Annotated in this window: 22 protein-coding genes and 7 tRNA genes; all 29 read left to right on the top strand. The window is 29.8% G+C overall.

The annotated features are described in order from the left end of the window. Positions 1 to 39: 39 nt before the first annotated feature. The 29 genes from AB3K27_RS20625 (at position 40) to AB3K27_RS20485 (ending at position 23,371) form a co-directional block, all read left to right on the top strand. Positions 40 to 1,065: a peptidylprolyl isomerase gene (locus tag AB3K27_RS20625; RefSeq protein WP_368489145.1), complete on the top strand. Its 1,026-nt coding sequence runs from the start codon at positions 40 to 42 to the stop codon at positions 1,063 to 1,065. Positions 1,066 to 1,330: 265 nt separating this feature from the next. Further along, the gene (spoVT, locus tag AB3K27_RS20620) at positions 1,331 to 1,882 is read left to right on the top strand and encodes a stage V sporulation protein T (RefSeq protein ID WP_368489144.1); all 552 of its coding nucleotides are present in this window, start codon (positions 1,331 to 1,333) and stop codon (positions 1,880 to 1,882) included. A 305-nt stretch (positions 1,883 to 2,187) separates the two neighbouring features. Then, positions 2,188 to 3,723: an oligosaccharide flippase family protein gene (locus tag AB3K27_RS20615; RefSeq protein ID WP_368489143.1), complete on the top strand. Its 1,536-nt coding sequence runs from the start codon at positions 2,188 to 2,190 to the stop codon at positions 3,721 to 3,723. A 13-nt stretch (positions 3,724 to 3,736) separates the two neighbouring features. Beyond that, positions 3,737 to 5,185: a nucleoside triphosphate pyrophosphohydrolase gene (mazG, locus tag AB3K27_RS20610; protein WP_368489142.1), complete on the top strand. Its 1,449-nt coding sequence runs from the start codon at positions 3,737 to 3,739 to the stop codon at positions 5,183 to 5,185. 411 nt (positions 5,186 to 5,596) lie between these two features. Further along, positions 5,597 to 5,872 (top strand): HU family DNA-binding protein, encoded by a 276-nt coding sequence (locus tag AB3K27_RS20605; RefSeq protein WP_011988753.1) that lies wholly within the window; start codon positions 5,597 to 5,599, stop codon positions 5,870 to 5,872. A gap of 100 nt (positions 5,873 to 5,972) precedes the next feature. Beyond that, positions 5,973 to 6,218: an RNA-binding S4 domain-containing protein gene (locus tag AB3K27_RS20600; protein ID WP_368489141.1), complete on the top strand. Its 246-nt coding sequence runs from the start codon at positions 5,973 to 5,975 to the stop codon at positions 6,216 to 6,218. A 64-nt stretch (positions 6,219 to 6,282) separates the two neighbouring features. Then, a complete protein-coding gene (yabP, locus tag AB3K27_RS20595; protein WP_073537217.1) occupies positions 6,283 to 6,573 on the top strand; it encodes a sporulation protein YabP in 291 nt (96 codons plus the stop codon). Between the two features lie 31 nt (positions 6,574 to 6,604). After that, positions 6,605 to 7,015 carry a spore cortex biosynthesis protein YabQ gene (gene yabQ / locus AB3K27_RS20590; RefSeq protein ID WP_368489140.1) on the top strand — a complete coding sequence of 137 codons (411 nt, stop codon included), beginning with the start codon at positions 6,605 to 6,607 and terminating at the stop codon, positions 7,013 to 7,015. A 127-nt stretch (positions 7,016 to 7,142) separates the two neighbouring features. Beyond that, positions 7,143 to 7,415, top strand: coding sequence for a septum formation initiator family protein (locus tag AB3K27_RS20585; RefSeq protein WP_368489139.1), 273 nt, complete (start codon positions 7,143 to 7,145; stop codon positions 7,413 to 7,415). Positions 7,416 to 7,594: 179 nt separating this feature from the next. Then, positions 7,595 to 8,005, top strand: coding sequence for a S1 domain-containing RNA-binding protein (locus tag AB3K27_RS20580; protein ID WP_368489138.1), 411 nt, complete (start codon positions 7,595 to 7,597; stop codon positions 8,003 to 8,005). 125 nt (positions 8,006 to 8,130) lie between these two features. Then, a tRNA-Leu gene (locus AB3K27_RS20575) sits at positions 8,131 to 8,219 on the top strand. A 7-nt stretch (positions 8,220 to 8,226) separates the two neighbouring features. Further along, a tRNA-Met gene (locus AB3K27_RS20570) sits at positions 8,227 to 8,302 on the top strand. Between the two features lie 14 nt (positions 8,303 to 8,316). Then, positions 8,317 to 8,393: transfer RNA gene (locus tag AB3K27_RS20565), tRNA-Met, on the top strand. 15 nt (positions 8,394 to 8,408) lie between these two features. Continuing rightward, positions 8,409 to 8,497, top strand: a tRNA-Leu gene (locus tag AB3K27_RS20560). Between the two features lie 8 nt (positions 8,498 to 8,505). Further along, positions 8,506 to 8,581: transfer RNA gene (locus tag AB3K27_RS20555), tRNA-Met, on the top strand. Between the two features lie 13 nt (positions 8,582 to 8,594). Next, positions 8,595 to 8,671: transfer RNA gene (locus tag AB3K27_RS20550), tRNA-Met, on the top strand. Between the two features lie 270 nt (positions 8,672 to 8,941). Continuing rightward, entirely contained in the window at positions 8,942 to 11,329 is a 2,388-nt protein-coding gene (gene spoIIE, locus AB3K27_RS20545) for a stage II sporulation protein E (protein WP_368489137.1), read from the top strand. 178 nt (positions 11,330 to 11,507) lie between these two features. Continuing rightward, positions 11,508 to 12,896 (top strand): tRNA lysidine(34) synthetase TilS, encoded by a 1,389-nt coding sequence (gene tilS, locus AB3K27_RS20540; protein WP_368489136.1) that lies wholly within the window; start codon positions 11,508 to 11,510, stop codon positions 12,894 to 12,896. Between the two features lie 4 nt (positions 12,897 to 12,900). Beyond that, complete coding sequence (hpt, locus tag AB3K27_RS20535; RefSeq protein ID WP_368489135.1) at positions 12,901 to 13,446, top strand: hypoxanthine phosphoribosyltransferase; 546 nt, start codon at positions 12,901 to 12,903, stop codon at positions 13,444 to 13,446. A gap of 82 nt (positions 13,447 to 13,528) precedes the next feature. Continuing rightward, entirely contained in the window at positions 13,529 to 15,331 is a 1,803-nt protein-coding gene (gene ftsH, locus AB3K27_RS20530; RefSeq protein ID WP_368489134.1) for an ATP-dependent zinc metalloprotease FtsH, read from the top strand. 316 nt (positions 15,332 to 15,647) lie between these two features. Then, positions 15,648 to 15,941, top strand: coding sequence for a UPF0236 family transposase-like protein (locus tag AB3K27_RS20525; protein ID WP_368489133.1), 294 nt, complete (start codon positions 15,648 to 15,650; stop codon positions 15,939 to 15,941). A gap of 133 nt (positions 15,942 to 16,074) precedes the next feature. Continuing rightward, positions 16,075 to 16,458: a thioesterase family protein gene (locus AB3K27_RS20520; protein ID WP_368489132.1), complete on the top strand. Its 384-nt coding sequence runs from the start codon at positions 16,075 to 16,077 to the stop codon at positions 16,456 to 16,458. Between the two features lie 156 nt (positions 16,459 to 16,614). Then, on the top strand, positions 16,615 to 17,394 hold the full coding sequence (locus AB3K27_RS20515) for a type III pantothenate kinase (RefSeq protein ID WP_368489131.1): 780 nt from the start codon (positions 16,615 to 16,617) through the stop codon (positions 17,392 to 17,394). An 8-nt stretch (positions 17,395 to 17,402) separates the two neighbouring features. After that, positions 17,403 to 18,365, top strand: a complete 963-nt coding sequence (gene dusB / locus AB3K27_RS20510) for a tRNA dihydrouridine synthase DusB (protein WP_368489130.1) — start codon at positions 17,403 to 17,405, stop codon at positions 18,363 to 18,365. A 59-nt stretch (positions 18,366 to 18,424) separates the two neighbouring features. Further along, a complete protein-coding gene (locus AB3K27_RS20505; protein ID WP_368489129.1) occupies positions 18,425 to 19,189 on the top strand; it encodes a hypothetical protein in 765 nt (254 codons plus the stop codon). A gap of 237 nt (positions 19,190 to 19,426) precedes the next feature. After that, positions 19,427 to 19,906 carry a transcription elongation factor GreA gene (greA, locus tag AB3K27_RS20500; protein ID WP_368489128.1) on the top strand — a complete coding sequence of 160 codons (480 nt, stop codon included), beginning with the start codon at positions 19,427 to 19,429 and terminating at the stop codon, positions 19,904 to 19,906. 18 nt (positions 19,907 to 19,924) lie between these two features. After that, entirely contained in the window at positions 19,925 to 21,433 is a 1,509-nt protein-coding gene (gene lysS / locus AB3K27_RS20495; protein ID WP_368489127.1) for a lysine--tRNA ligase, read from the top strand. Between the two features lie 151 nt (positions 21,434 to 21,584). Continuing rightward, positions 21,585 to 21,659, top strand: a tRNA-Asn gene (locus tag AB3K27_RS20490). 320 nt (positions 21,660 to 21,979) lie between these two features. Beyond that, the gene (locus tag AB3K27_RS20485; RefSeq protein WP_368489126.1) at positions 21,980 to 23,371 is read left to right on the top strand and encodes a glycine--tRNA ligase; all 1,392 of its coding nucleotides are present in this window, start codon (positions 21,980 to 21,982) and stop codon (positions 23,369 to 23,371) included. The last annotated feature ends 25 nt before the right edge of the window (positions 23,372 to 23,396 follow it).

The raw sequence follows: 23,396 nt of genomic DNA, 5'->3' as shown, positions 1-23,396 counted from the left end.
TGTATTTTGTAAAATGTGAAGAAAGTGGGGGAATAAACTGTGAAAAATATAAGAAGATTGGCAGTTACTGCATTTATAACAGTATTTATATTTTCAGTGGCTGGATGTAATATGATAGAAAAAACACCAGAAGCCATAGCTAATAGTACGGTGGCAGAGGTTAATGGAGAGAAGATAACAAGAAGTGATTTAGATAAGGATCCAAATACGATGCAATTAATAAGCCAAGTTAAGCAGCAATACGGGGAAAACTATAAAGAAAATGAAGATGCAGTTAACACTGTAAAGACTCAAAAAGAGCAGATACTTGATGATTTAATTACAAATAAGGTAATTGCACAAAAAGCTAAAGAATTGAAACTTTTACCGGATGAGACTAAACTTAAATCTGATATGGAGACTCAAATTGCACAGCTTAAGAAGCAGAATTTTAATGATGATGCAGAACAATTTAATACTGCATTAAAGGCACAGGGATTTACTGAAGAATCCTTTAAAACTATGTTTTTGTCCCAATTGAGAACTCAGCAGACACTGGAAAATGTAACTGAAAGTATTGCAAAAAATATAAAAATAACAGATAAAGAAATAGAAGACTATTATAATTCCAATAAAAGTAAATTCACAGAACAACCTAATAAAATGCACTTAGCCCACATACTGGTAAAAACTGAAGATGAGGCTAAGAAAGTAAAAAAGAGATTAGATGATGGAGAAGATTTTGCAAAAGTTGCAAAGGAAGTATCACAGGATGCAGCTACTAAAGATAATGGCGGCGATTTAGGAGATGTAAATTATAATGATTCAGGTTTTGATGCTGATTTTATGGCAGGAGCTCTGGCATTAAAAGAAGGTACCATATCAGAACCTGTTAAAAGTAGCTTTGGATATCATATAATAAAGTGTATAAAAAAGGAAGAATATCCAGTTAAGGCTCTTAGTGCAGTTAAAGATCAAATAAAAACACAACTAGAAAGTGATAAAAAGAACAGCCTAGTTTCTGAAAAAATTCAGCAGTGGAAAAAAGCTTCTACAATAACTAAAAAAGAGAAAAATATTATATAGCAGAGCTTACATATCAAGTAGTCTTTATAAAAACTTATCTGGGACATGACAGCTTTTATCTCTAATTTTGAATAGAATGGAAGTATTGTAAATAATAGCTTTAAGATAAAAATAAAAAACCTTAAAAAAGAACTATAGTGCATATTATTACAGTTTTTTTTAAGGTTTTTTCTAATTTAAATAACAATTGTGTATAAAATTTCATGTTTAGAAAGATAATAATAATACAAGTTATATATAATTTTTAAGGAGGAATCAATTAAGCATGAAAGCAACAGGAATTGTTAGAAGAATAGACGATTTAGGTAGAGTTGTTATACCAAAAGAAATAAGAAGGACTCTTAGAATAAGGGAAGGAGATCCTTTAGAGATATTTACAGATAGAGAAGGAGGAGTCATACTGAAGAAATATTCTCCTATTGGAGAATTAAGTGATTTTTCAAAAGGGTATACAGAATCACTTCAGCAGACGATAGGTCATATAATTATGATTTGTGATAAAGACAGTGTAGTATCCGTAACTGGTACACCAAAAAAAGAATATATGGAAAAGAAAATAAGCCCTGAATTAGAAAAACTTATAGAAGATAGAAGAACAGTATCAACATGTAGAGATGAAAATCAAATTATTCCATTATATGATGATGAAGACATAGAAGGAAAGTATTCAGCACAAGTTATATGTCCTATAATAGCAGGAGGAGATGCAATTGGCGCCGTAATAATAGTATCCAAAGAAGAAACTAAATTTGGGGATGTAGAAATTAAATTAGCTGAAACTGCATCATCCTTTTTAGGAAAGCAAATGGAACAATAGATAATAGTGGCAGCATAGCTGCCATTTTATTTTTATCTGAAGGTTGCAATTAGCTAAATCCCAATCTTTTATAAAGCGGAAGATAAGTAATGCTACGCTCCTGGATAAGTGATTGTAAGGTTCAGATGGAAAAGACATTATTTATGAATAAACTCCACCTGAATCTTAGAATTACTTGACACATTAAAACATTATTGACTGAAATATAAAAAATATTCACTTAAAGTAATAATGCCTTCCAGTTTTAAATAATTATAAACATGGGAATAAATTGTTTGGGAATATAGTGAGCTGGAGGTATATTTATGAAAAAACAATCGCTTATAAAAGGAACTATTATATTAGGGATGGCAGGTATAATATCTAAATTTTTAGGTCTATTTTTTAGATGGCCTCTTCAAATGCTTATTGGAGATGAGGGTGTAGGATATTATCAAATGTCTTTTCCATTATATATGTTTTTTATTGCGGTGGCATCGGGCATACCGGTAGCGGTATCTAAAATGGTATCTGAAAGAAATGCTACAGGAGATTATGAAGGAGTAATTCAAGTATTTAGAAAATCTGTGCTTTTGATGTTTCTATTAGGGACAGGTTTTACAGCCATACTTCTTATATTTTCTGAACCTATTATACATTTTTTAAAATGGGATAAAAAATCTTATTATTCCTTGGTGGCAATTGCATTTGCACCTATGTTTATATCCATAATGAGTGCCTTTAGAGGATTTTTTCAAGGACTCCAGAATATGAATTATACTGCTATATCTCAAGTTGTAGAACAAATAGGAAGAATATTAGTAGGAGTTGGACTTGCATATTTACTTTTACCTAAGGGCATAGAGTATTCTGCCGGAGGGGCGGCATTAGGAGCTGCTGCTGGAGGACTATTTGCTGGAATATATCTAATATTTAAATATGTTCATGTAAGAAAAGAGATAAAGGTATTTAAAGTATCAGATAATAAAGAGATATTGACTAAATTACTGTACATAGCAGTTCCTGTATCTTTAGGGGCAGCTGTAAGCAGCATAATGAGTCTCATAGACTCAGCTTTAGTGCCCCAAAAATTATTAGAAGCGGGATTTACATATAAAGATGCTGCCATATTATATGGACAACTCACTGGGAAGGCCTTTATATTAATAAATGTACCTTTAACATTATCCTCTGCATTATGTGCCTCTCTGATGCCTATAATTGCAGAATCTCATATATTAAACAAGAAGATTGATGTTATAAACAAAGTGGATTTATCCTTTAAACTTTCTAATGTGATTGCATTTCCATCTATGTTAGGATTATATACTTTGGCATATCCAATTTTAAATTTAATATTTCCCGGTCAGTCTGCAGGTTTTAATATACTACAGTATTCGGCCTTATCTATTCCCTTTATAATATTAGTGCAGACATCTACGGCCATATTACAGGGAGTAGGATATTATATTAGACCTGTGTTTAATTTAGCTGTAGGATGTATTGTAAAAATAATCATAACTTTATTTATGGTACCTGTTTCTTCTATAAATATTTATGGAGCTATTTTAGGAAGTATAGGAGGGTATGCAATAACATGTGTTTTAAATATAGTATTTTTAAGTAGAAAGTTAAAAATAAATATAAATTACTTCCAGACTATGGTTAAACCAGCATTTGCTTCTTTTTTTATGATAGGATCTGTTGTAATTATATATTGGTACGTCTATAATTATACCATGAGCAGCAGAATAGCCTGTTTTTTATCTATTATTTCAGGTTTAGTTATATATGTGCCTCTTATAGTTGTATTTGGCATATTTAAATATAGTTATATAAAAGATAAATTTTTAAAGAAATAAGGAGAGATTACAAGTGATTAAAATAGTAGGATTGGGCCCTGGTTCACCGGATTCCCTTACCATTGGCACTATTGATATACTGAAAAATGCAGATAGAATTTATTTAAGAACAGAAAAGCACCCTACTGTAAGCTATTTGAGGCAATTAGATATTAATTTTGAAACTTATGATTATGTATATGAAAGAGAAGAAAAGTTTGAAGATGTATATAGTAGTATTGTAAAAGATTTAATATTTAAGGAAAAACAATTTAAAGAAATAGTTTATGGGGTACCAGGTCACCCATTGGTAGCGGAAAAATCTGTTAGGTTGTTGTTAAAACTGTGTAAAAAGCAAGCTATAGATGTAAAAATAGTACCTTCAGTTAGTTTTATAGATATAATTATGGAAAGATTAAAAATAGATGTAGTTGAAGGAATAAAAATAATAGATGCTTTTGATATAAAAAGTCATCTGATGGATAAACGAGCAGGAATAATAATAACACAAGTATATGATAGATTGATTGCATCAGAGGTAAAGTTGGCGCTTATGGAGTATTATAAAGATGACACAGATATATTTTTTATAAAAGCTGCAGGGGTTGAGAAAATGGAAAGCATAAGGAAAATAAAATTATATGAACTAGATAGGCAAAGTGATATAGATTATTTAACATCAATTTATATACCTAAAGATGTAGAAATTACCTATGATTTAAAGGATTTATTAGATATAATGGAGAAATTAAGAAGTGAAACAGGATGTCCCTGGGATAGAGAACAAAATCATGATAGTTTAAAAAAATACCTTATAGAAGAAAGTTATGAAGTTATAGAATCTATAGAGGAAAAAGATGATACAAAATTAGTAGAAGAATTGGGAGATGTATTATTACAGGTAATTTTTCATTGTCAAATAGGAAAAGAGGAGGGTTTTTTTAATATCAATGATGTAATTAAGGCTATATGTGATAAAATGATAAAGAGACATCCACATGTATTTGGGAATATGGAAATTGGCGATTCTAAGGAGGTGTTAATAAGCTGGGATAAAATAAAGAAAAAAGAACAGGGATTAAAAACATATACAGATGAACTTAGACATGTAGCTAAAACTTTACCGGCTTTAATGAGAGCTGTTAAAGTTCAAGAGAAAGCAGCGAAGGTAGGTTTTGACTGGGAAAAAGTTGAATATGCTTTAGATAAGATATTAGAGGAATATTATGAGGTTAAAGAGGTATATAAAAGCGAACAAAAGGTAAAAATACTAGAAGAAATAGGGGATTTAATATTTGCTTGTGTAAATGTTGCAAGATTCCTTGACATTGACCCCGAGTTTGCATTAAATTATAGTATAGAGAAATTTATAAGGCGTTTTGCATATATAGAGAAAAGTTCCAAAAAGCATGGACTAGATATGGCAAATATGACTTTAGATGAAATGGATGAACTTTGGGAGGAAGCCAAAAATAAGTTTTAAATACTTTGTATGAATAAAGAAGGAATTTTTAATTATGTATAGAATATGCTAATATGTCTATATAAAAAGTATGTTTAGTAAATCAGGAAATAATAGCAATTTCAAAGATATATACAAATATACATAAATAGTAAATATTTCTCGTATGTTATCTAAGTGTATTTAAGGTTCATCCACATACTTTGTAATATGATATTTTGTAAGTAATACAAATGTATTTAAAATAGGTATTCTCAACATACAATTGATAATAAATATTAATTATCATAAAATATAGGGATGAACCTGTATTTATTGATTAAATTAAACTTTAGTTAAAAAATTTAATTTAAGAATAGCCAAAGCTTCGTTTATAGTATAGGTATGTATATTTGTGTACTTTTATCTATAAAAATAAGAGGAGGTAAAAAGATGAATAAATCAGAATTAATTGTTGGTATAGCAGAAAAATCCAAGTTAACTAAAAAAGATGCAGAGGCAGCTTTAAAGGGATTCATAGAAAGTGTGGAGGAAACATTAGAAAAAGGAGAAAAAGTTCAATTAGTAGGGTTTGGAACATTTGAAACAAGAAAAAGAGCTGCAAGAGTTGGAAGAAATCCAAGGACTAAAGAAGTAATAAACATACCAGAATCAACAGTTCCTGTATTTAAAGCTGGTAAGGAATTTAGAGATAAAGTAAATAAATAGTATAGTTTATACAAAAAGCCTGGATAAAAATCTGGGCTTTTTCTTTTAAGAATATAATAACAACAACTTAAATAAGTATTAGATTAGGAGGAAAATAAATATGAGGTTAGATAAGTATCTTAAAGTATCCAGGATAATAAAGAGAAGAACAATAGCAAAAGAAGCCTGTGAAGGAGGACGAGTTAGTATAAATGGTAAAATAGCAAAACCCAGTACGGAAGTTAAAGAAGGAGATATAATAGAAATTAAATATGCAAATAGATCTGTAAAGGCAAAGATCCTGGATATTCAAAATCATGTTAAGAAAGAAGAAGTTCAAAATATGTATGAAATAATTTCTGGTTAAAGGATATATGGTAATATAATTTATTTAGTTCACATATATTTATTATATGTGGAGGGGATGTTTTATGGAAAAAAAAGAAATAAATATAGAACATAAAAAAAGTCTTTTGAGTCTTGAAAGTAGAAGAAAGTTAATTTTAACGGGTATTATAGAAGTAGTCAGTTTTAACGAAGACCAAATAGTTTTAAATACTAATCTTGGAACCCTCAATATAAAAGGAAAAGATCTGAAAATGAATAAGTTGGATGTACAAAATGGTGATGTTGTTATTATAGGAGTTATAAATGCCTGTGTATATACAAGTAGTGAACCTAAAAAAAAGAGGCAGAATTTAATATCAAAGATATTTAAGTAATAAAGATATAGTTATTTGGGAAAGGGTTATTATGATTATATCAATAGAAGATCAAATTCGACTTATAATATTTAGTATTATGGCAGGAATAATAACCGGAATATTATTTGATTTTTATAGATTAATACGGGGATACTCTAATTTAAGTAGAATAATAATGTTTATAGAAGATACATTATTTTGGATATTTACGGCTATAGTTGTATTTGTATTTTTACTTTATACTAATTATGCATATATGGGCATATATGCATATATATTGTTAGCTGTAGGCATATATATATACATGAAATTTTTCAGCAATGTGTTTATAAAGTTTCATAAGAGATTATTTAAAGTATTGGGAAGGACTTTTAGAATAATTATAAATATATTATGGTATCCATTTCAGTATATTATTTATAATATTATACGAAAAAATAAAAAAAATTATAAAAATTAACTTGAAGAAAATGAAAAATCAAATTACAATATAAATATAATGTTATGTAGTTAATAAATTATTAATGTTGGTTGGAAAAGGTATATACTATAAATATTTTAAATCATGGGAAACTGGTGAGTATTTAATGAAAGTAAGAATTAAATGGAAGAATATATTTTTTTTATTAATAATTCTATATGTAGTATATATTTTTATAAGTCAACAAATTACTATGTGTAATATAAAAAAACAGATTGCTGAGAGAAAGGCTGAAGAGACTAGGATTAAACAAAAAAATCAAAAATTACAGGATGAAGTTAAGATGTCTACATCTGATGCTTACATAGAAAAATTAGCTAGAGAAAAATTAGGTCTTATTAATCAAGGTGAAACTCCTGTAATAGACAAAAAGAAATGATAGTCATTAATATATAATAAATAATAAAAGTAGACTTTTAAATGTCTACAGAAATTATGGAGGATAAATTGTTGTGGAATTAGAAAAAATTTCAGGTAAGGATCCAAGGAGTCCTACTCTGAATGAGGAGAGAAAGATTATATTATATAGTATTATTTTTAAGGAGGAGTCTTTTTAATATGACCTTGAAGGCAGGAAGCATACTAGAAGGTACAGTAATTAATATTACCAGTTTTGGAGCATTTGTAGACATTAATGGTAAAACGGGATTAGTGCACATATCTGAAGTATCAGATACCTATGTTAAAAATATAAGAGATTATTTGAAGGAAAAAGATAAGATAAGGGTAAAAATAATTTCTATTGATGATAATGGCAAGATAAGTTTATCTATGAAACAAGCGGAAAAAGATAAAAAAAGCTTGAGACCTCAGGAAATAGACTGGCAAAAGGAAAAAGCAAGAAATAATCAAGGTAGTTTTGAAGATAGGTTATCTAAATTCTTGAAAGATAGTGAAGAAAGATTTCAAGATATTAAAAAGCATCAGGATTCAAAAGGCAAAGGGTACAAAAAATCGTCTAATTATTAGTAAAGTGAGTTAAAGAGGCTAGGTGCCTCTTTATTATTTTGCAAAATTAAAAAGTTTCATAAAATGGTTGACAATAAAATAGTTATCATATATAATAACTTATGTCGTCAAATTGAGGCTTTATTGCTGGAGTGGCGGAACAGGCAGACGCACAGGACTTAAAATCCTGCGGGCTTTAAAACCCGTACCGGTTCGATTCCGGTCTTCAGCACCAAAAATAGCGCGGGGTGGAGCAGTTGGTAGCTCGTCGGGCTCATAACCCGAAGGTCGTAGGTTCAAATCCTTCCCCCGCAACCAAAATTGTATAATAAGGCGGAATAGCTCAGTTGGCTAGAGCATTCGGTTCATACCCGAAGTGTCGTAGGTTCAATTCCTATTTCCGCTACCATTTAAAAAAAATTTAGCTGGAGTGGCGGAACAGGCAGACGCACAGGACTTAAAATCCTGCGGGCTTTAAAACCCGTACCGGTTCGATTCCGGTCTTCAGCACCAAAATATAGCGCGGGGTGGAGCAGTTGGTAGCTCGTCGGGCTCATAACCCGAAGGTCGTAGGTTCAAGTCCTTCCCCCGCAACCAAAATTGTATATAAGGCGGAATAGCTCAGTTGGCTAGAGCATTCGGTTCATACCCGAAGTGTCGTAGGTTCGATTCCTATTTCCGCTACCAGTAGCTTGCAAATTTTTGCAAGCTTTTTTACGATTCTATAATATTTGAGTTACATGTTTAAAATATTTTATAATGTTCAAAATTTTATAGGATTTGTATGGAAAATATAAGTAGTGTTTTTAATATACCTGCCTTAAAGTGAAAATTGATAAAAAACATGGATATTATTGTCCTAAAAAAAATATACTATTATTTCATGTTATGACATTTATTTCCATTAGTTATTGATATAATTAATAACAGTAATTTTATAAGGTGGGTGGTATAATAATGCAATGTGGAGTAGAAGTTGTTACTTATCAAAGAACAGAAAAGTTAAAAGGTGAAGAAAAAAACCGTAAATTTGAACAATTGAGGAATATAATAAAATTAATATTTTATTTTTTATGTGGATTTTTAGTGTCAAGAGTTATGATGGTAAATCTTATGGCTCCTTTTGGAATAGCTTTTTTTATATCTATGGCTTTGTGTGGAAAAAGAAAACCTGCATTAGTAACAGGAATTGGTACATTACTCGGATATATTTCAATATATGGAAATATAAAATATCTTCCCTCTTATTGTATAGTAACTATTACATTAGTAACTTTAAATTATATATTAAAAAATAGTATTAAGGTTAAAAAGTTAATTTTATTTTTTGCTATTACTTTTTTAGAGTTTTTTGCTTATAAATTTTTTGTAGTCAATATTTCACCAGGAGTGGCTATTTTAAATTCTATGTTTGAAATTATGTGTATATTCCCATTATATTTTATTATTAATTATTCTATAATATGTTTTAATCAATTAAAGACTAGACATCTTTATAGTAGTGAAGAAATAATTAGCATGTCTATAACTACTTCATTAATTATAGCGGGTACTTGGGGAACGGCTATTCAAGGTGTATCTATTAGAAATGTAGTGGCATTGACTTTTATACTTATACTAGGTTATGTAAAGGGAAGTGCTTCGGGTGCTGCAGCTGGTGTAGCTATGGGTACAATAATAGGAGTGACATCTAATGATATGATGACCTATGTTTCGGTTTATGGATTATGTGGACTTATATCAGGCCTGTTTAGAGAAACAGGTAAATGGATGAGTGGTACAGGCTACATTATAGGATTTGCTGTATTAAAGATGTATTCTAATATAGGTTCCCAGTTTAAAATAATAGAGGTACTTATAAGCTGTATTATATATTTTTCAATACCGCAAAGTATATATAGAAAAATAGAGTTAGAATTAGATTGGCAAAAAAAGCAGGAACATTTAAAAGAAAATTATGCAGATAAAATTAAATCTATTTTTATGCATAGGCTTGATAGTTTTTCTCATGTACTTAATGATATATCTTCTGTTCTTTCAAGGTTGGCTAGTAATGATAAACTTACTATGAAAACTAAGAGTAGTGCACTTATAGAAAATTTAGCAGATAGAGTTTGTTCAAATTGTGATATGAACAATATGTGTTGGAGAAGGGAGACTTTTTATACTTATAATGCATTTTTAGAATTAATACAGAACTACCAGGACAATAAAAAGTTTATTCCAGAAGAACTGCAAAAAAAATGTACCAGGAGAACTTTGCTTTTAAAAAATACTAAAGAAATTGTAAATAATTATATTGTAGATGAGATGTGGAAGAGTAGATTAAGTGAATGCAGAGAATTATTGGCATATCAGATAGGTAATATGGGGAAAACTGTAGGTGAGATAGTACAGGATTTAAATTTAGATATAAGGTTTAATTCATCAATAGAAAATAATATACGGAGGATTTTAAATAAAAATAATATACGGTACAAGGATGTATTTTGTTTTAACGATAAAAATGAACATCTAGTTATAAATTTATCCATGGAGGCCTGCGGAGGAAAGCAAGATTGTATAAAGAAAATATTACCTTTAATTAATAATGTAACTGGGAAGCTTATGGCGTTAAGTAAAGATAGCTGTGATATAAATTTTTCTGCTAATAGCTGTAGTGTAACTTTTGAAGAAACTCCAAAGTACCATATTGTCACTCATGTGAGTAGCCAATGTAAGTATAGAGAAAAGTATAATGGAGATAGCTATAGTTTTTGTAAACTACCAGATGGTACTTATATGACAATTATAAGTGATGGAATGGGATCTGGCCCTCAGGCGGGAGAAGAGAGCAGTGCTGCCGTTGAACTTATAGAAAAATTTGCAAAGGCAGGTTTTAATAAGATGACTGCTATTAATACAGTTAACTCTATCATGGGCATTAAATTTACTGAGGATGAAAAATTTTCTACATTAGATTTAAGCAGTATAAATTTGTATAAGGGAGAAATAGACTTTATGAAAGTTGGAGCTACAGCTAGTTTTATAAAGAGAGGAGAAGATATTCTAGTAATAAAATCAAAGACACTTCCTATAGGCATATTAGATAAACCTGATATAGACATAATAAGCAAATCAGTAATAAATGGAGATTTTGTAATAATGGTTAGTGATGGTGTAATTGACTATAATAGTGAATCAGCAGGGAATTTTAGATGGATAGTAGAATTTTTAAGGGAATTAGATTGTACTGAACCTAAGGATATGTGCGAGAAAATCATGGATAAATCCAAAGAATTATCTGGAGGAAAGGTAAAAGATGATATGACAGTAATAGTAGAAAAAGTTTATACTCTTTATTAAAGCATTTTATAAGTAGTCCAAAATATAGATTTGCATTAATACAGGTTAAAAAATACTATGTTTATGTTATAATTGGGTTGTTAAATAAATATTAATTATGATAATAAATGAACTGATAATTTATACATCAGAGACACTTATGCTGTAAGAATTAAATAGAGTTAGGGAAGTGTGTTTGTTGATAAAAAATGTACTTAGGACTATAGAAGAAAATAAAATGTTTAATAAGGGTGATAAGGTAATAGTAGCCGTGTCAGGAGGGCCTGATTCCATATGTTTATTACATATGTTATATGTTCTGCAAAACAGATTAGGTATAACTTTATATGCAGCTCATGTAAATCATTGTTTAAGAGGAGAAGAAGGGGATAAGGACGAGGAGTATGTAAAAAAATTTTGTGAAAGTTTATCTGTTGAATTTAAAAGTTTAAAAATAAATGTAAATTACATTGCCAAAGAAAAAAGAATATCCTGTGAAAGTGCAGGAAGAGAAGCAAGATATAAATTTTTTGAAGAATTAAAAAAGGAATTAAAAGCCGAAAAAATAGCCATAGCTCATAATGCTAATGATCAGGCAGAAACTGTTTTAATGAGAATTATGAGAGGAGCTGGCATGCAGGGTTTAACTGGCATAAGGCCTGTGAGAGATAATATTTTTGTAAGGCCCTTAATACGTACTACTAGAGATGAAATTGAAAAATATTGTGATAATAATAATCTTCATCCTAGAATTGATAAAACTAATTTGGAAACCATATATTCAAGGAATAAAATAAGGTTAGAGCTTATACCATATATACAAAATAACTTTAATAGAGATATAATTACGGTGTTAAATAGGCTTTCTGATATAATAAAAATAGATAATGATTATTTGAATTATATTTCACAGGAAAAATTCAAAAAATATTGTGAAATAAAAGCACAAAAGGTTATAATATTTAAAGGAGCATTTTTAGAGGATAAAGCTGTATTAGTTAGAATAATCAGGATGTCACTGGAAACTGTGGCTGGAGATTTAAAAGATATTGAAAGAATTCATATTTTTAATATAATAGATATTCAAAAATGTTCTACAGGTAAAGAGATAATGTTACCCCATAATTTGTTGGCATCAAATGATTATGGAAATATAATAGTAAAAAAAAATATAAAAGAATGTATGAAAAATTGTGAGATACAATATACTTTACGAATGGGATTTAATAATATTACTGACATTAGGTCTAAAGTTTATATAAACTTAATTGATTTAAAAGAATATGCATATTATAAGAAAGATAGATTTATTCAGTATTTTGATTATGATAAGATAAAAGGGAGTATTATATTAAGGAATAGAAGGAAGGGAGATAAATTTATACCACTTGGGATGATTGGAAATAAAAAATTAAAGAGTTTATTTATAGATCTAAAGATATCTAAAGATAAGAGGAATAAAATTCCATTAATATGTTTTGGAGACGATATTGGATGGATTGTTGGGTATAGAATAAGTGAACTTTTTAAGGTGGATAAAAATACTAAAAATATTTTGGCTGTAAAGTTTGAAAGCGAGGAACTATAACATTATGAGTAATATGGGTGATGACATTAAAGAAATATTAATTAATAAAAATACAATTAAGAAAAAGGTAAAACAAATAGGGAAACAAATAAGTAAAGATTATGAAGGAAAGGAGTTAATGCTTGTAGGCATTTTAAAAGGTTCAGTTCCTTTTATGGCAGATTTACTTAGAGAAATAACTATTCCATGCATTATGGATTTTATGGCAGTTTCGAGTTATGGAAGTTCTACAAAGAGTTCAGGAGTTGTTAGAATATTAAAAGATTTAGATTTTGAAATAGAGAATAAATATATATTGATAGTAGAGGATATTATAGATTCAGGTACAACTTTATCTTATCTGATTGAATATTTGAAAGGCAGGAAAGCTAAGAGTATAGAAATAGCTTGTCTTTTAAATAAACCTGCAAGAAGAAAGGTTAAAATTGAAGCCAAGTACATAGGATTTGAAGTTCCAGATTATTTTTTGGTGGGATATGGATTGGATTATGCAGAAAAGTATAGAAATTTTCCCTATATTGGTATATTAAAAGAGGAAATTTATAAATAATTAGTATTAAAATTTGTTGTAAAGGAATTTTACTTATGATACAATTTTACAGTATAAAACTAGAAAGAGAGGGGGGCCTTTAATGAAAAAATTTTCAAGTGCAACGGCCTGGGTTATAGTTTTTATATTAGTGATTCTTTCAGCATTGTGGTTGGTAAGAACCAATGAAAGTTCAACAGCCATTAGTTTTAGTGATTTTCAGAAATATTGGTTAAGTAATGATATTAAAAATTTTCAGCTTAGAGAAGATAAAATGACAGTTCAAGGTAGTTTGAAAAATGGAACAGCATATGAAACAGTAGTTCCATCTGAAAGATTATTTCAATTTATAGGTGAACATCCTAAAGAGGGAGAAGTTCAAGAAATATATCTCAAGCCCGCTACAATACCTATGTGGGTACAATATTTGCCGACAATTCTTCTAATACTTATGCTTGTAGCATTTTGGTTTATGTTTATGCAACAATCTCAAGGTGGTGGAGGAAATCGAAGTGTTATGAATTTTGGTAAGAGTAGGGCTAAAATGGCTACACCAGATAAGAAAAAAGTAACTTTTGCAGATGTAGCTGGAGCAGATGAGGAAAAAGAAGAATTAGCGGAAATAGTGGATTTTTTGAAACAACCTAAAAAATATATAGAAATGGGAGCTAGAATTCCTAAGGGGGTTTTACTTGTAGGTCCTCCAGGAACTGGCAAGACACTTTTGGCTAAAGCTATATCTGGTGAAGCAGGAGTGCCATTTTTCAGCATATCAGGTTCAGATTTTGTTGAAATGTTTGTTGGTGTGGGAGCTTCAAGGGTAAGAGATTTGTTTGATCAGGCAAAGAAAAATTCGCCATGTATAGTATTTATAGATGAAATAGATGCAGTTGGAAGGCAAAGAGGAGCAGGACTTGGCGGAGGACATGATGAAAGAGAGCAAACATTGAATCAACTTTTAGTTGAAATGGATGGCTTTGGAGTCAATGAGGGAATAATTATGATAGCTGCAACAAATAGACCTGATATATTAGATCCTGCACTTTTAAGACCGGGAAGATTTGATAGAAGAATACTTGTAGGGGCACCTGATATTAAAGGTAGAGAAGAAATTCTTAAAGTGCATTCTAGAAACAAACATTTAGCAGATGAAGTAAAATTAGATGTTCTGGCCAAGAGAACACCTGGATTTACAGGGGCGGATTTAGAAAATCTTATGAATGAATCTGCACTTTTGGCAGTTAGAAATAATAAAGATCTAATAGGTATGAATGAATTGGAGGAAGCAGTGACTAGAGTAATAGCAGGTCCTGAAAAAAGAAGTAGAGTGATCGATGATGAAGATAAAAGGCTTACAGCTTATCATGAAGCAGGTCATGCAGTGGTAATGAAGTTGTTACCTAATTCTGACCCTGTACATGAAATAAGTATAATACCAAGAGGAATGGCAGGAGGATATACAATGCATCTTCCAGAAAAGGATAGTGTCTATACATCAAGTGCTAAGCTTAAAGATGAGATTGTAGGACTTTTGGGAGGTAGAGTAGCAGAAAAATTGGTTATAGGTGATATAAGTACAGGAGCTAAAAATGATATTGATAGAGCAACTACTATAGCTAAAAAGATGGTAATGGATTATGGTATGAGTGATTTGGGACCTATTGCATTTGGTTCAGGTCATGATGAAGTATTTTTGGGAAGAGATTTAGGAAAAGGAAGAAATTTCAGTGAAGAAGTGGCTTTTGAAATAGATAAAGAGATAAGAAAATTAATAGATGAAGGATACGATAAAGCTGAAAAGCTTCTTTCGGAAAATATGAACAGACTTAAAGCTGTGGCAGAAAAACTTTTAGAAAAAGAAAAACTTGAAGCAAGTGAATTTGAAGAGATATTTGCTCAAGTTTAATTTATCCTAAGGTGGCAATTAGCTAACACCCCCATCTTTTTCAAAGTGGGGAGGATGAGCACTGTTATGCTCTTTTATAAGTTTTTCTAAGATTCAGATTGAGAAAAGTATTTCTTATGAGCAAAGTCCACTAAACCTGAAAATCACCTAATAATTGAAAATATTAGTTTTAGACAAATTGAAAGGTAAATAAAATATTTTTAGACAGAAAAAAAGAAAAGGCCACCAGCAATTACCTTGCTGATAGGCCTTTTATTTATACTGAAGACTTTTTATAATTAATTTTGAGAAAACGAATATAGAAAAAAACTTTAGTATGAATAATATAATTTTAGATGAATTGGAATTGAATTTCAACAGTATAGAGAAGGAAATTTTTGAGGTTGTATGCAAGATAGGTTTATCAAGGATTAAGCTCATCTTGGAGAATGTAGATAATTTAATATTTGAAAGCAGAGATACTAAAAGATATAGATATAAGTTTAAAATAGAAAAAACTATTCAGACAATGATGGGGGATTTGACCTTCAGTAGAAGATATTATATAGATAAGTGCAATAATCGGGGAGTATTTCTGTCCAAGATGAAAAAGGAAAGATATTCATATTAAAGAAGAATTTATACCATATAAATTTTTACTGTGACCGTTTTATTTTTTACAATTTTAAAATTTAAGTAACAGTGATATAATAAAAATATGTGTTTTGTGATAAATCTAAATGAAATGAGATGAGATGATTATTATGGAATTTAATTTAAAAGCAGGAATTACCTCTACTATGGAAATGCATGTAACTGATAATAATACAGCGAAAAAATTAGGATCAGGTAATTTGAATGTATTTGCTACACCAGCTATGATAACTCTTATGGAAAATACGTCTAAAAATAGTATAGATCTTCATTTACCTACAGGGTATACTACTGTTGGAATAGAAATAAATGTAAAGCATATTAAAGCATCTTTAGTTGGTGCTAAGATTAGATGTGAAGCTTTTCTAAAAGAAATTCAGGGGAAAAAGTTAATTTTTCAAGTTGAAGCTTGGGATGAAAATGGAAAAATTGGAGAGGGATCTCATACTAGATATATAGTAAATAGTGAGGATTTTATGAAAAAAATACAGTAAAGTATAGATTGTTATTTAACCTTGACAAATAAAATTTTATTGATACAATTAAATTGTTATTTTAAGAGAAATTAATGTTTTGGGGCAGTGGAAAATCTGCTCTTTAATTATGTATATATTGATAGGCAAGTGTTTAGAAAGGCGGTGTTTTGTTTAATGATCTTAGTCTTAGATGTTGGAAATACTAATATTGTTTTAGGGGTTTATGATGACAGGGAACTTATATCAGTTTGGAGATTATCTACAGATTCTAAAAGAACCGCAGATGAATATGGAGTCCAGGTAATGGATCTATTTTTAAAAAGCAAACTAGAACCGGAGGATATAACTGGCTCTATAATATCATCTGTAGTTCCTACTATTATGTATTCATTAGAACATATGATAATAAAATATTTTCAAGTTAGTCCTATTATAGTTGGACCAGGAGTAAAAACGGGGATAAATATAAAATATGATAATCCAAGAGAAGTAGGTGCTGATAGAATAGTAAATGCTGTAGCCGCTCATGAAATCTACAGTAGATCTCTAATTATTATAGACTTTGGAACGGCTACTACATTTTGTGCAGTTACAGCTGCGGGGGATTATTTAGGAGGAGCGATATGTCCAGGTATAAAAATATCTTCTTCTGCTCTTTTTGAAATGGCAGCTAAACTTCCAAGAGTAGAGATAATAAGACCGCAGAATATTATAGGAAAAAATACGGTTTCTAGTATGCAAGCTGGCATAATATATGGATATATTGGTCAGGTGGATTATATAGTTAAGAAGATGAAAATAGAAATGATGGCTTTAGGAGAAGAGGAGCCTTTGGTAATAGCTACAGGAGGACTTGCCAAACTTATAAATGAAGGAACAAATTCCATAGATATAATTGATTCCATATTGACTTTAACAGGACTTAGATTAATCTATGAAAAAAATAAAGAGTAGGTATATTAATGAAAATAGGAGAAATGGAATTTCAAAATAACGTGTTTTTAGCTCCAATGGCAGGTATGACAGATAGAGCATTTAGAGAATTATGTAGAGAATTCAAATGTGGACTTGTTTATACTGAAATGATAAGTGCTAAAGCTTTATTTTATGGCAGCAAGGTTACAAAAGATATGTTAGCTATATCTCCAGTAGAAGCGCCCATAGGTGTTCAAATATTTGGAAGTGAGCCAGTTATAATGGCTAAAGCTTGTGATTATTTTAATGAAAATAAAGACATTTGTGTTATAGATATAAATATGGGTTGTCCAGCTCCTAAAATAGTAAAAAATGGAGAAGGCTCTGCACTTATGAAAAATCCCAGGCTTGCATCAGAAATAGTGAAAGAAGTTAAAAAGGTATCTTTAAAGCCAGTAACTGTAAAAATGAGAATGGGTTTTGATTTTGAGAATATAAATGCTATAGATTTTGCTAAAATTATGGAGCAATCCGGAGCAGATGCTGTAACTATTCATGGGAGAACTAGTACCCAGATGTATAATGATAGAGCAAATTGGAATATAATAAGTGAAGTAAAACAATCAATTAAAATTCCGGTAATTGGTAATGGCGATGTATTTACTGTAGAGGATGCAAATAAACTTTTTAAGGTTACTAAATGTGATGGTATAATGATTGGAAGAGGGAGCTTGGGAAATCCATGGATATTTTCCCAAATATATGAGAGTAGAAATTGCCAGCCTATTACATATCCTACTCCTCAGCAAAAAATAGATATTTGCATAGAACATTATAATAGGGCTATTTATTATAATGGGGAATATAAAGCTGTAAGAGAAATGAGAAAGCAAATAGGCTGGTATATAAAGGGTCTAAAAAACAGTAAGGAAATAAAAGAAAAAATTAACCGCGAAGAACGAAGTGAGGTTGTATTTGAAATTTTAAATGAATACAAATTTATATTGTAATTTTTAATTTTATAGAAGAATAATATAGTATTGTAAGTAATTTAAGGAGAATATAAAATGTGAAATCAGTTCTATATGCTGACTCCAATATAACTAAATTTTATGATGATGATAGTTTTTGGGGAAGTATAAAAGATAGATTTAAAATCAGAATGAAGGAAGAACTTTTTATAAAAGAATTGAAATTAAAAATTAAAAATATAAAATTTCCTCCCAATATTAATATAAATTCATATAATAATAATATTTTAAGAGCTAAAAAAATGTGTAAAATCAAAGACATAGAATTGGCACCTAAAGTATATAGATATTTAGATTATACTCTATATAGTAAATTTCAAAAAAATCTAATGGCTTTTAGTATTGTGGAAAGTTCTAAAATTATACTGAGAAATAAAAAAAAGAGTATAAGACGTAGTTGTATGGTGGTTTATGATGCCTCAGACCCTATTTTATTTGATACTATATGTTATTTGGCCAAGGAAGCTAAATACATAATACTTCTCTCTGAAGAGATTACAAAAGTAAATAATATCAGTAAATATATTATGGCAAACTATGGAGTGACACCTATAATTACTTCTGATATAGAGTTTTCTTTTAAAAATGGGGATTTTATAATAACATCTAAAGGAATAACTATAGATAATAATAAATGTGTATGGTATGTAGATAATAGCTACATACCGTATAATATAAATAATAATATAGTAAACGATATTAGCTATAAAATTCCTTGGAAATTTAAGTATAATGAAGTATCATTTGAACTTTTAGGATCTATACTTTCACAAATGGATGAGCAGGATGTAAAAAATCTTTAAGTTATAATGGTATATTTTTAGATAAAATAAAATTTAATAAAAATGTATTAATATTATAGAACAATGAAATTTCTATAATATTTTAATTGAATTTTGAAAAAGTTGACATTGTAATATTGCTGTTTTATAATTACTTAAATGATAATTGGCGTAAATAGGGCAAGATATATTAAAGATTTTAAGACATTAATGGGGTATAGGAGAATTTTATATAAATTATTAAAAGGGGAGAATAAAATGAGCGGATTAAAAAAGTATGTTATGACCTATGAAGGTATAAAAAAATTGGAGAATGAATTAGAATATTTAAAAACAGTTAAGAGAAAAGAAATTACTGAAAAAATTAAGGTGGCTCTTTCCTTTGGAGATTTAAGTGAAAATTCAGAATACGATAGTGCTAAAAACGAACAAGCGTTTGTAGAAGGGAGAATAGTACAACTTGAAACTATGCTAAAAAATTCTAGTATAGTGGATGAAGATGAAGTCCCATTAGATATAGTAGGTATAGGTTCAATTGTGAAAGTTAAGGATTATGATTTAGATGAAGAAGTAGAATACTTAATTGTAGGGTCTGCGGAAGCAGATCCTATTAATAATAAAATATCAAATGAATCCCCTGTAGGTAAAGGACTTATAGGGAAAAAGCCTGGTGATGTAATTGAGATACAGGTTCCAGATGGAGTTAGCAAGTACAAAATACTTAATATAAGAAGATAATTTTGGAGGGTAATGTCAATGGCAAAAGAGGAAAAAAATTTACATGTACTGGAAGAAAATTTCAATCAATTAATAGGGGAGAGGATACAAAAGTTTAAAAATTTACAAGCGGAAAATAAGGATCCGTTTGAGGTATATAAGGTTGAGAGAACTCATACTTCCAAAGAAATAAAAGATAGATATAAGACTTTAGAAGGCACAGATGTTACTGTGGCTGGAAGACTGATGTCTAAGAGGGTTCATGGAAAAGCTGGGTTTTCAGATTTGTATGATAGATATGGTAAAATTCAATTGTATATAAAGATAAATGATGTAGGAGAAGAAAAATTAAGGGAATATAAATCCTATGACATAGGAGACATTTTATCTGTAAGTGGTAAAGTTTTTAAGACTAAAACTGGGGAAGTATCAATTCATATTATCGACTTTCAACTTGTAGCTAAGTCACTTAAACCTCTTCCAGAGAAATGGCATGGACTTAAGGATCCGGATTTAAGGTATAGACAAAGATATGTAGATTTAATAATAAATCAAGATGTTAGGGATACCTTTTTAAAAAGAACTGCTGTAATAAGAGCTATAAGAGAATTTTTAGATAGTAGAGACTATATAGAGGTAGAAACTCCTATACTTTCATCAATAGCTGGGGGAGCAGCTGCGAAACCATTTATAACTCATCATAATGCTTTAGATATAGATATGTATTTAAGAATAGCAACTGAGCTATATTTAAAAAGGTTAATAGTAGGAGGATTTGAGAAGGTATATGAAATAGGTAAAAATTTTAGAAATGAAGGAATAGATGTAAGGCATAATCCTGAATTTACAGCTATGGAATTATATGAAGCTTTTTCAGATTATAATGACATGATGGAGTTAACTGAAAATATGCTGGCATATGTATGTGAAAAGGTACTTGGCACTACAAAAGTTATATATCAGGATACAGAAATAGATTTTAAACCGCCTTGGAATAGAATCACTATGGTAGATGCAGTCAAAGAGTTTACAAAAGTAGATTTTAATGAGATTGAAAGCGATGATGAAGCTAGAAAAATTGCTGTAGAAAAGGGTATTGAGCTTAAAAAAGAATTGAAGGACTGCACAAAAGGAGATATATTAGTAAGTATGTTTGAGGAATTTTGTGAACATAAATTTATTCAACCAACTTTTGTAATGGATTATCCTGTTGAAATATCACCTTTAACTAAAAAGAAAAGAGGAAATGATAAATATACTGAGAGATTTGAAGGTTTTATATTTGGTAGAGAAGTATGTAATGCATATTCTGAGTTAAATGATCCTATAGTTCAGAGAGAAAGATTTATGCAGCAAATAAGGGAAAAAGAATTAGGCGATGATGAAGCATATATGATGGATGAAGATTTCATAAATGCACTAGAAATAGGTATGCCTCCTACAGGAGGACTTGGAATAGGTCTGGATAGAGTTATAATGTTCCTTACAAATTCTTATTCCATAAGAGATGTTATATTATTCCCTACTATGAAACCAAGCCAACAGTAGTTTATTTTATTCGAATAAGTAAATTTCATCTTAACCTAAGAATAACTTAATATTATAGTATAAAAATTTAAAATCTATAAATTTTTAGATTTATTAGTAAAAAAATATTGCATTTTTAAAATTGCGTGATATAATAATACATGTGAGTTCTTCCGTGGTAGCTCAATGGTGGAGCATTCGGCTGTTAACCGAAGGGTTGGAGGTTCGAATCCTCTCCACGGAGCCATTTTATTTTTTGTAATGGTAGAGAGAGTAATTGATTGTGTTTACACATAATAAGTAATAAATATAGGTATTATAATCTAATAAAGTGCTTTGATAAAGGATAGTAGCAATTTAAATCTCTATATAAAAAGAGAAGTTGTGGATGGTGTAAACAACTGAGGTTTTATTGTGAAGGAACTTTGGAGCTATATATTTAAAAGATGAGCTTGTGCTAAAAAGGGTGGAACCGCGGATATAAAATTCGTCCCTTGAGGGCGGGCTTTTTTTATACTTAAAAATTTAAATATAATTTAAATTGATTATGGGAAGGAGAAATAATTTATGCCTTTTGAGAAAACTATGGATAAGATAGTAGCTTTAGCTAAGAATAGAGGATTTGTATATCCGGGGTCGGATATATATGGAGGATTGGCTAATACGTGGGATTATGGTCCCATTGGAGTAGAATTAAAGAGCAATGTAAAAAAAGCATGGTGGCAAAAATTTGTACATGAAAGTCAGTATAATGTGGGTATAGACTGTGCTATACTTATGAATAATGAGGTCTGGGTTGCTTCAGGTCATGTAGGAAATTTTTCAGATCCACTTATGGATTGTAAAGAATGTAAATCAAGATTTAGAGCTGACAAATTAGTTGAAGAGCATATGACTTCAAAAGGTGTAGAAAAAGCTAGTGCAGATGGCTGGAGCAATGAAAAATTAAAAAAATATATAGATGATAATAATATCGTGTGTCCTGATTGTGGAAAAACAAATTTTACGGACATAAGACAATTTAATCTTATGTTCAAGACTTTTCAAGGAGTTACGGAGGATTCAAAAGCAGAAATATATTTAAGGCCAGAGACAGCTCAGGGTATATTTGTGAATTTCAAAAATGTTCAGAGAACAAGTAGAAAAAAAATACCTTTTGGAATAGCTCAGATAGGAAAAGCTTTTAGAAATGAAATAACTCCAGGAAATTTTACTTTTAGAACTAGAGAATTTGAACAGATGGAACTAGAATTTTTCTGTAAACCTGATACTGATTTGGAATGGCATAATTACTGGAAAGAGTATTGTTGGAACTTTTTATTAAAGCTTGGTATAAAAGAGGAGAATATAAGATTTAGAGTTCATGAAAAAGAAGAGCTTTCCCATTATAGTAATGCCACTTCAGATATTGAATATTTATTTCCATTCGGATGGGGAGAACTTTGGGGTATAGCAGATAGAACTGATTATGATCTAACTCAACATCAAAACCATTCGGGAAAAGATATGACTTATTTAGATCCAAGTACTAATGAAAGATATATACCTTATTGCATAGAACCCTCTGTGGGAGCTGATAGAGCAGTACTTGCATTTTTAGTTGATGCCTATGATGAAGAAGAACTAGAGGGAGGAGATTTAAGAACAGTGTTACATTTCCACCCTGCTATATCTCCATTTAAAGCTGCGATTTTACCTTTAAGTAAAAAGTTATCAGAAAAAGCTTTAAAAGTTTATAATATCTTAAAAAAAGATTTTAATGTGGATTATGATGATGCAGGAAGCATAGGTAAAAGATATAGAAGAGAGGATGAAATTGGTACACCTTATTGTATAACTATAGATTTTGATACCATGGATAATGACACTGTTACTATAAGGGATAGGGATACCATGAAACAATTTAGAGTAAAAATAAATGAATTGAGAGATTTCATACAAGAAAAGATACAGTTTTAGTAAATATATCAATATTGATCAAGTT

This window comes from Clostridium sp. BJN0013 (genome assembly GCF_040939125.1).
Taxonomy (GTDB): Bacteria; Bacillota; Clostridia; order Clostridiales; family Clostridiaceae; genus Clostridium_B.
This window is presented reverse-complemented; position numbering and strand designations above follow the sequence as displayed.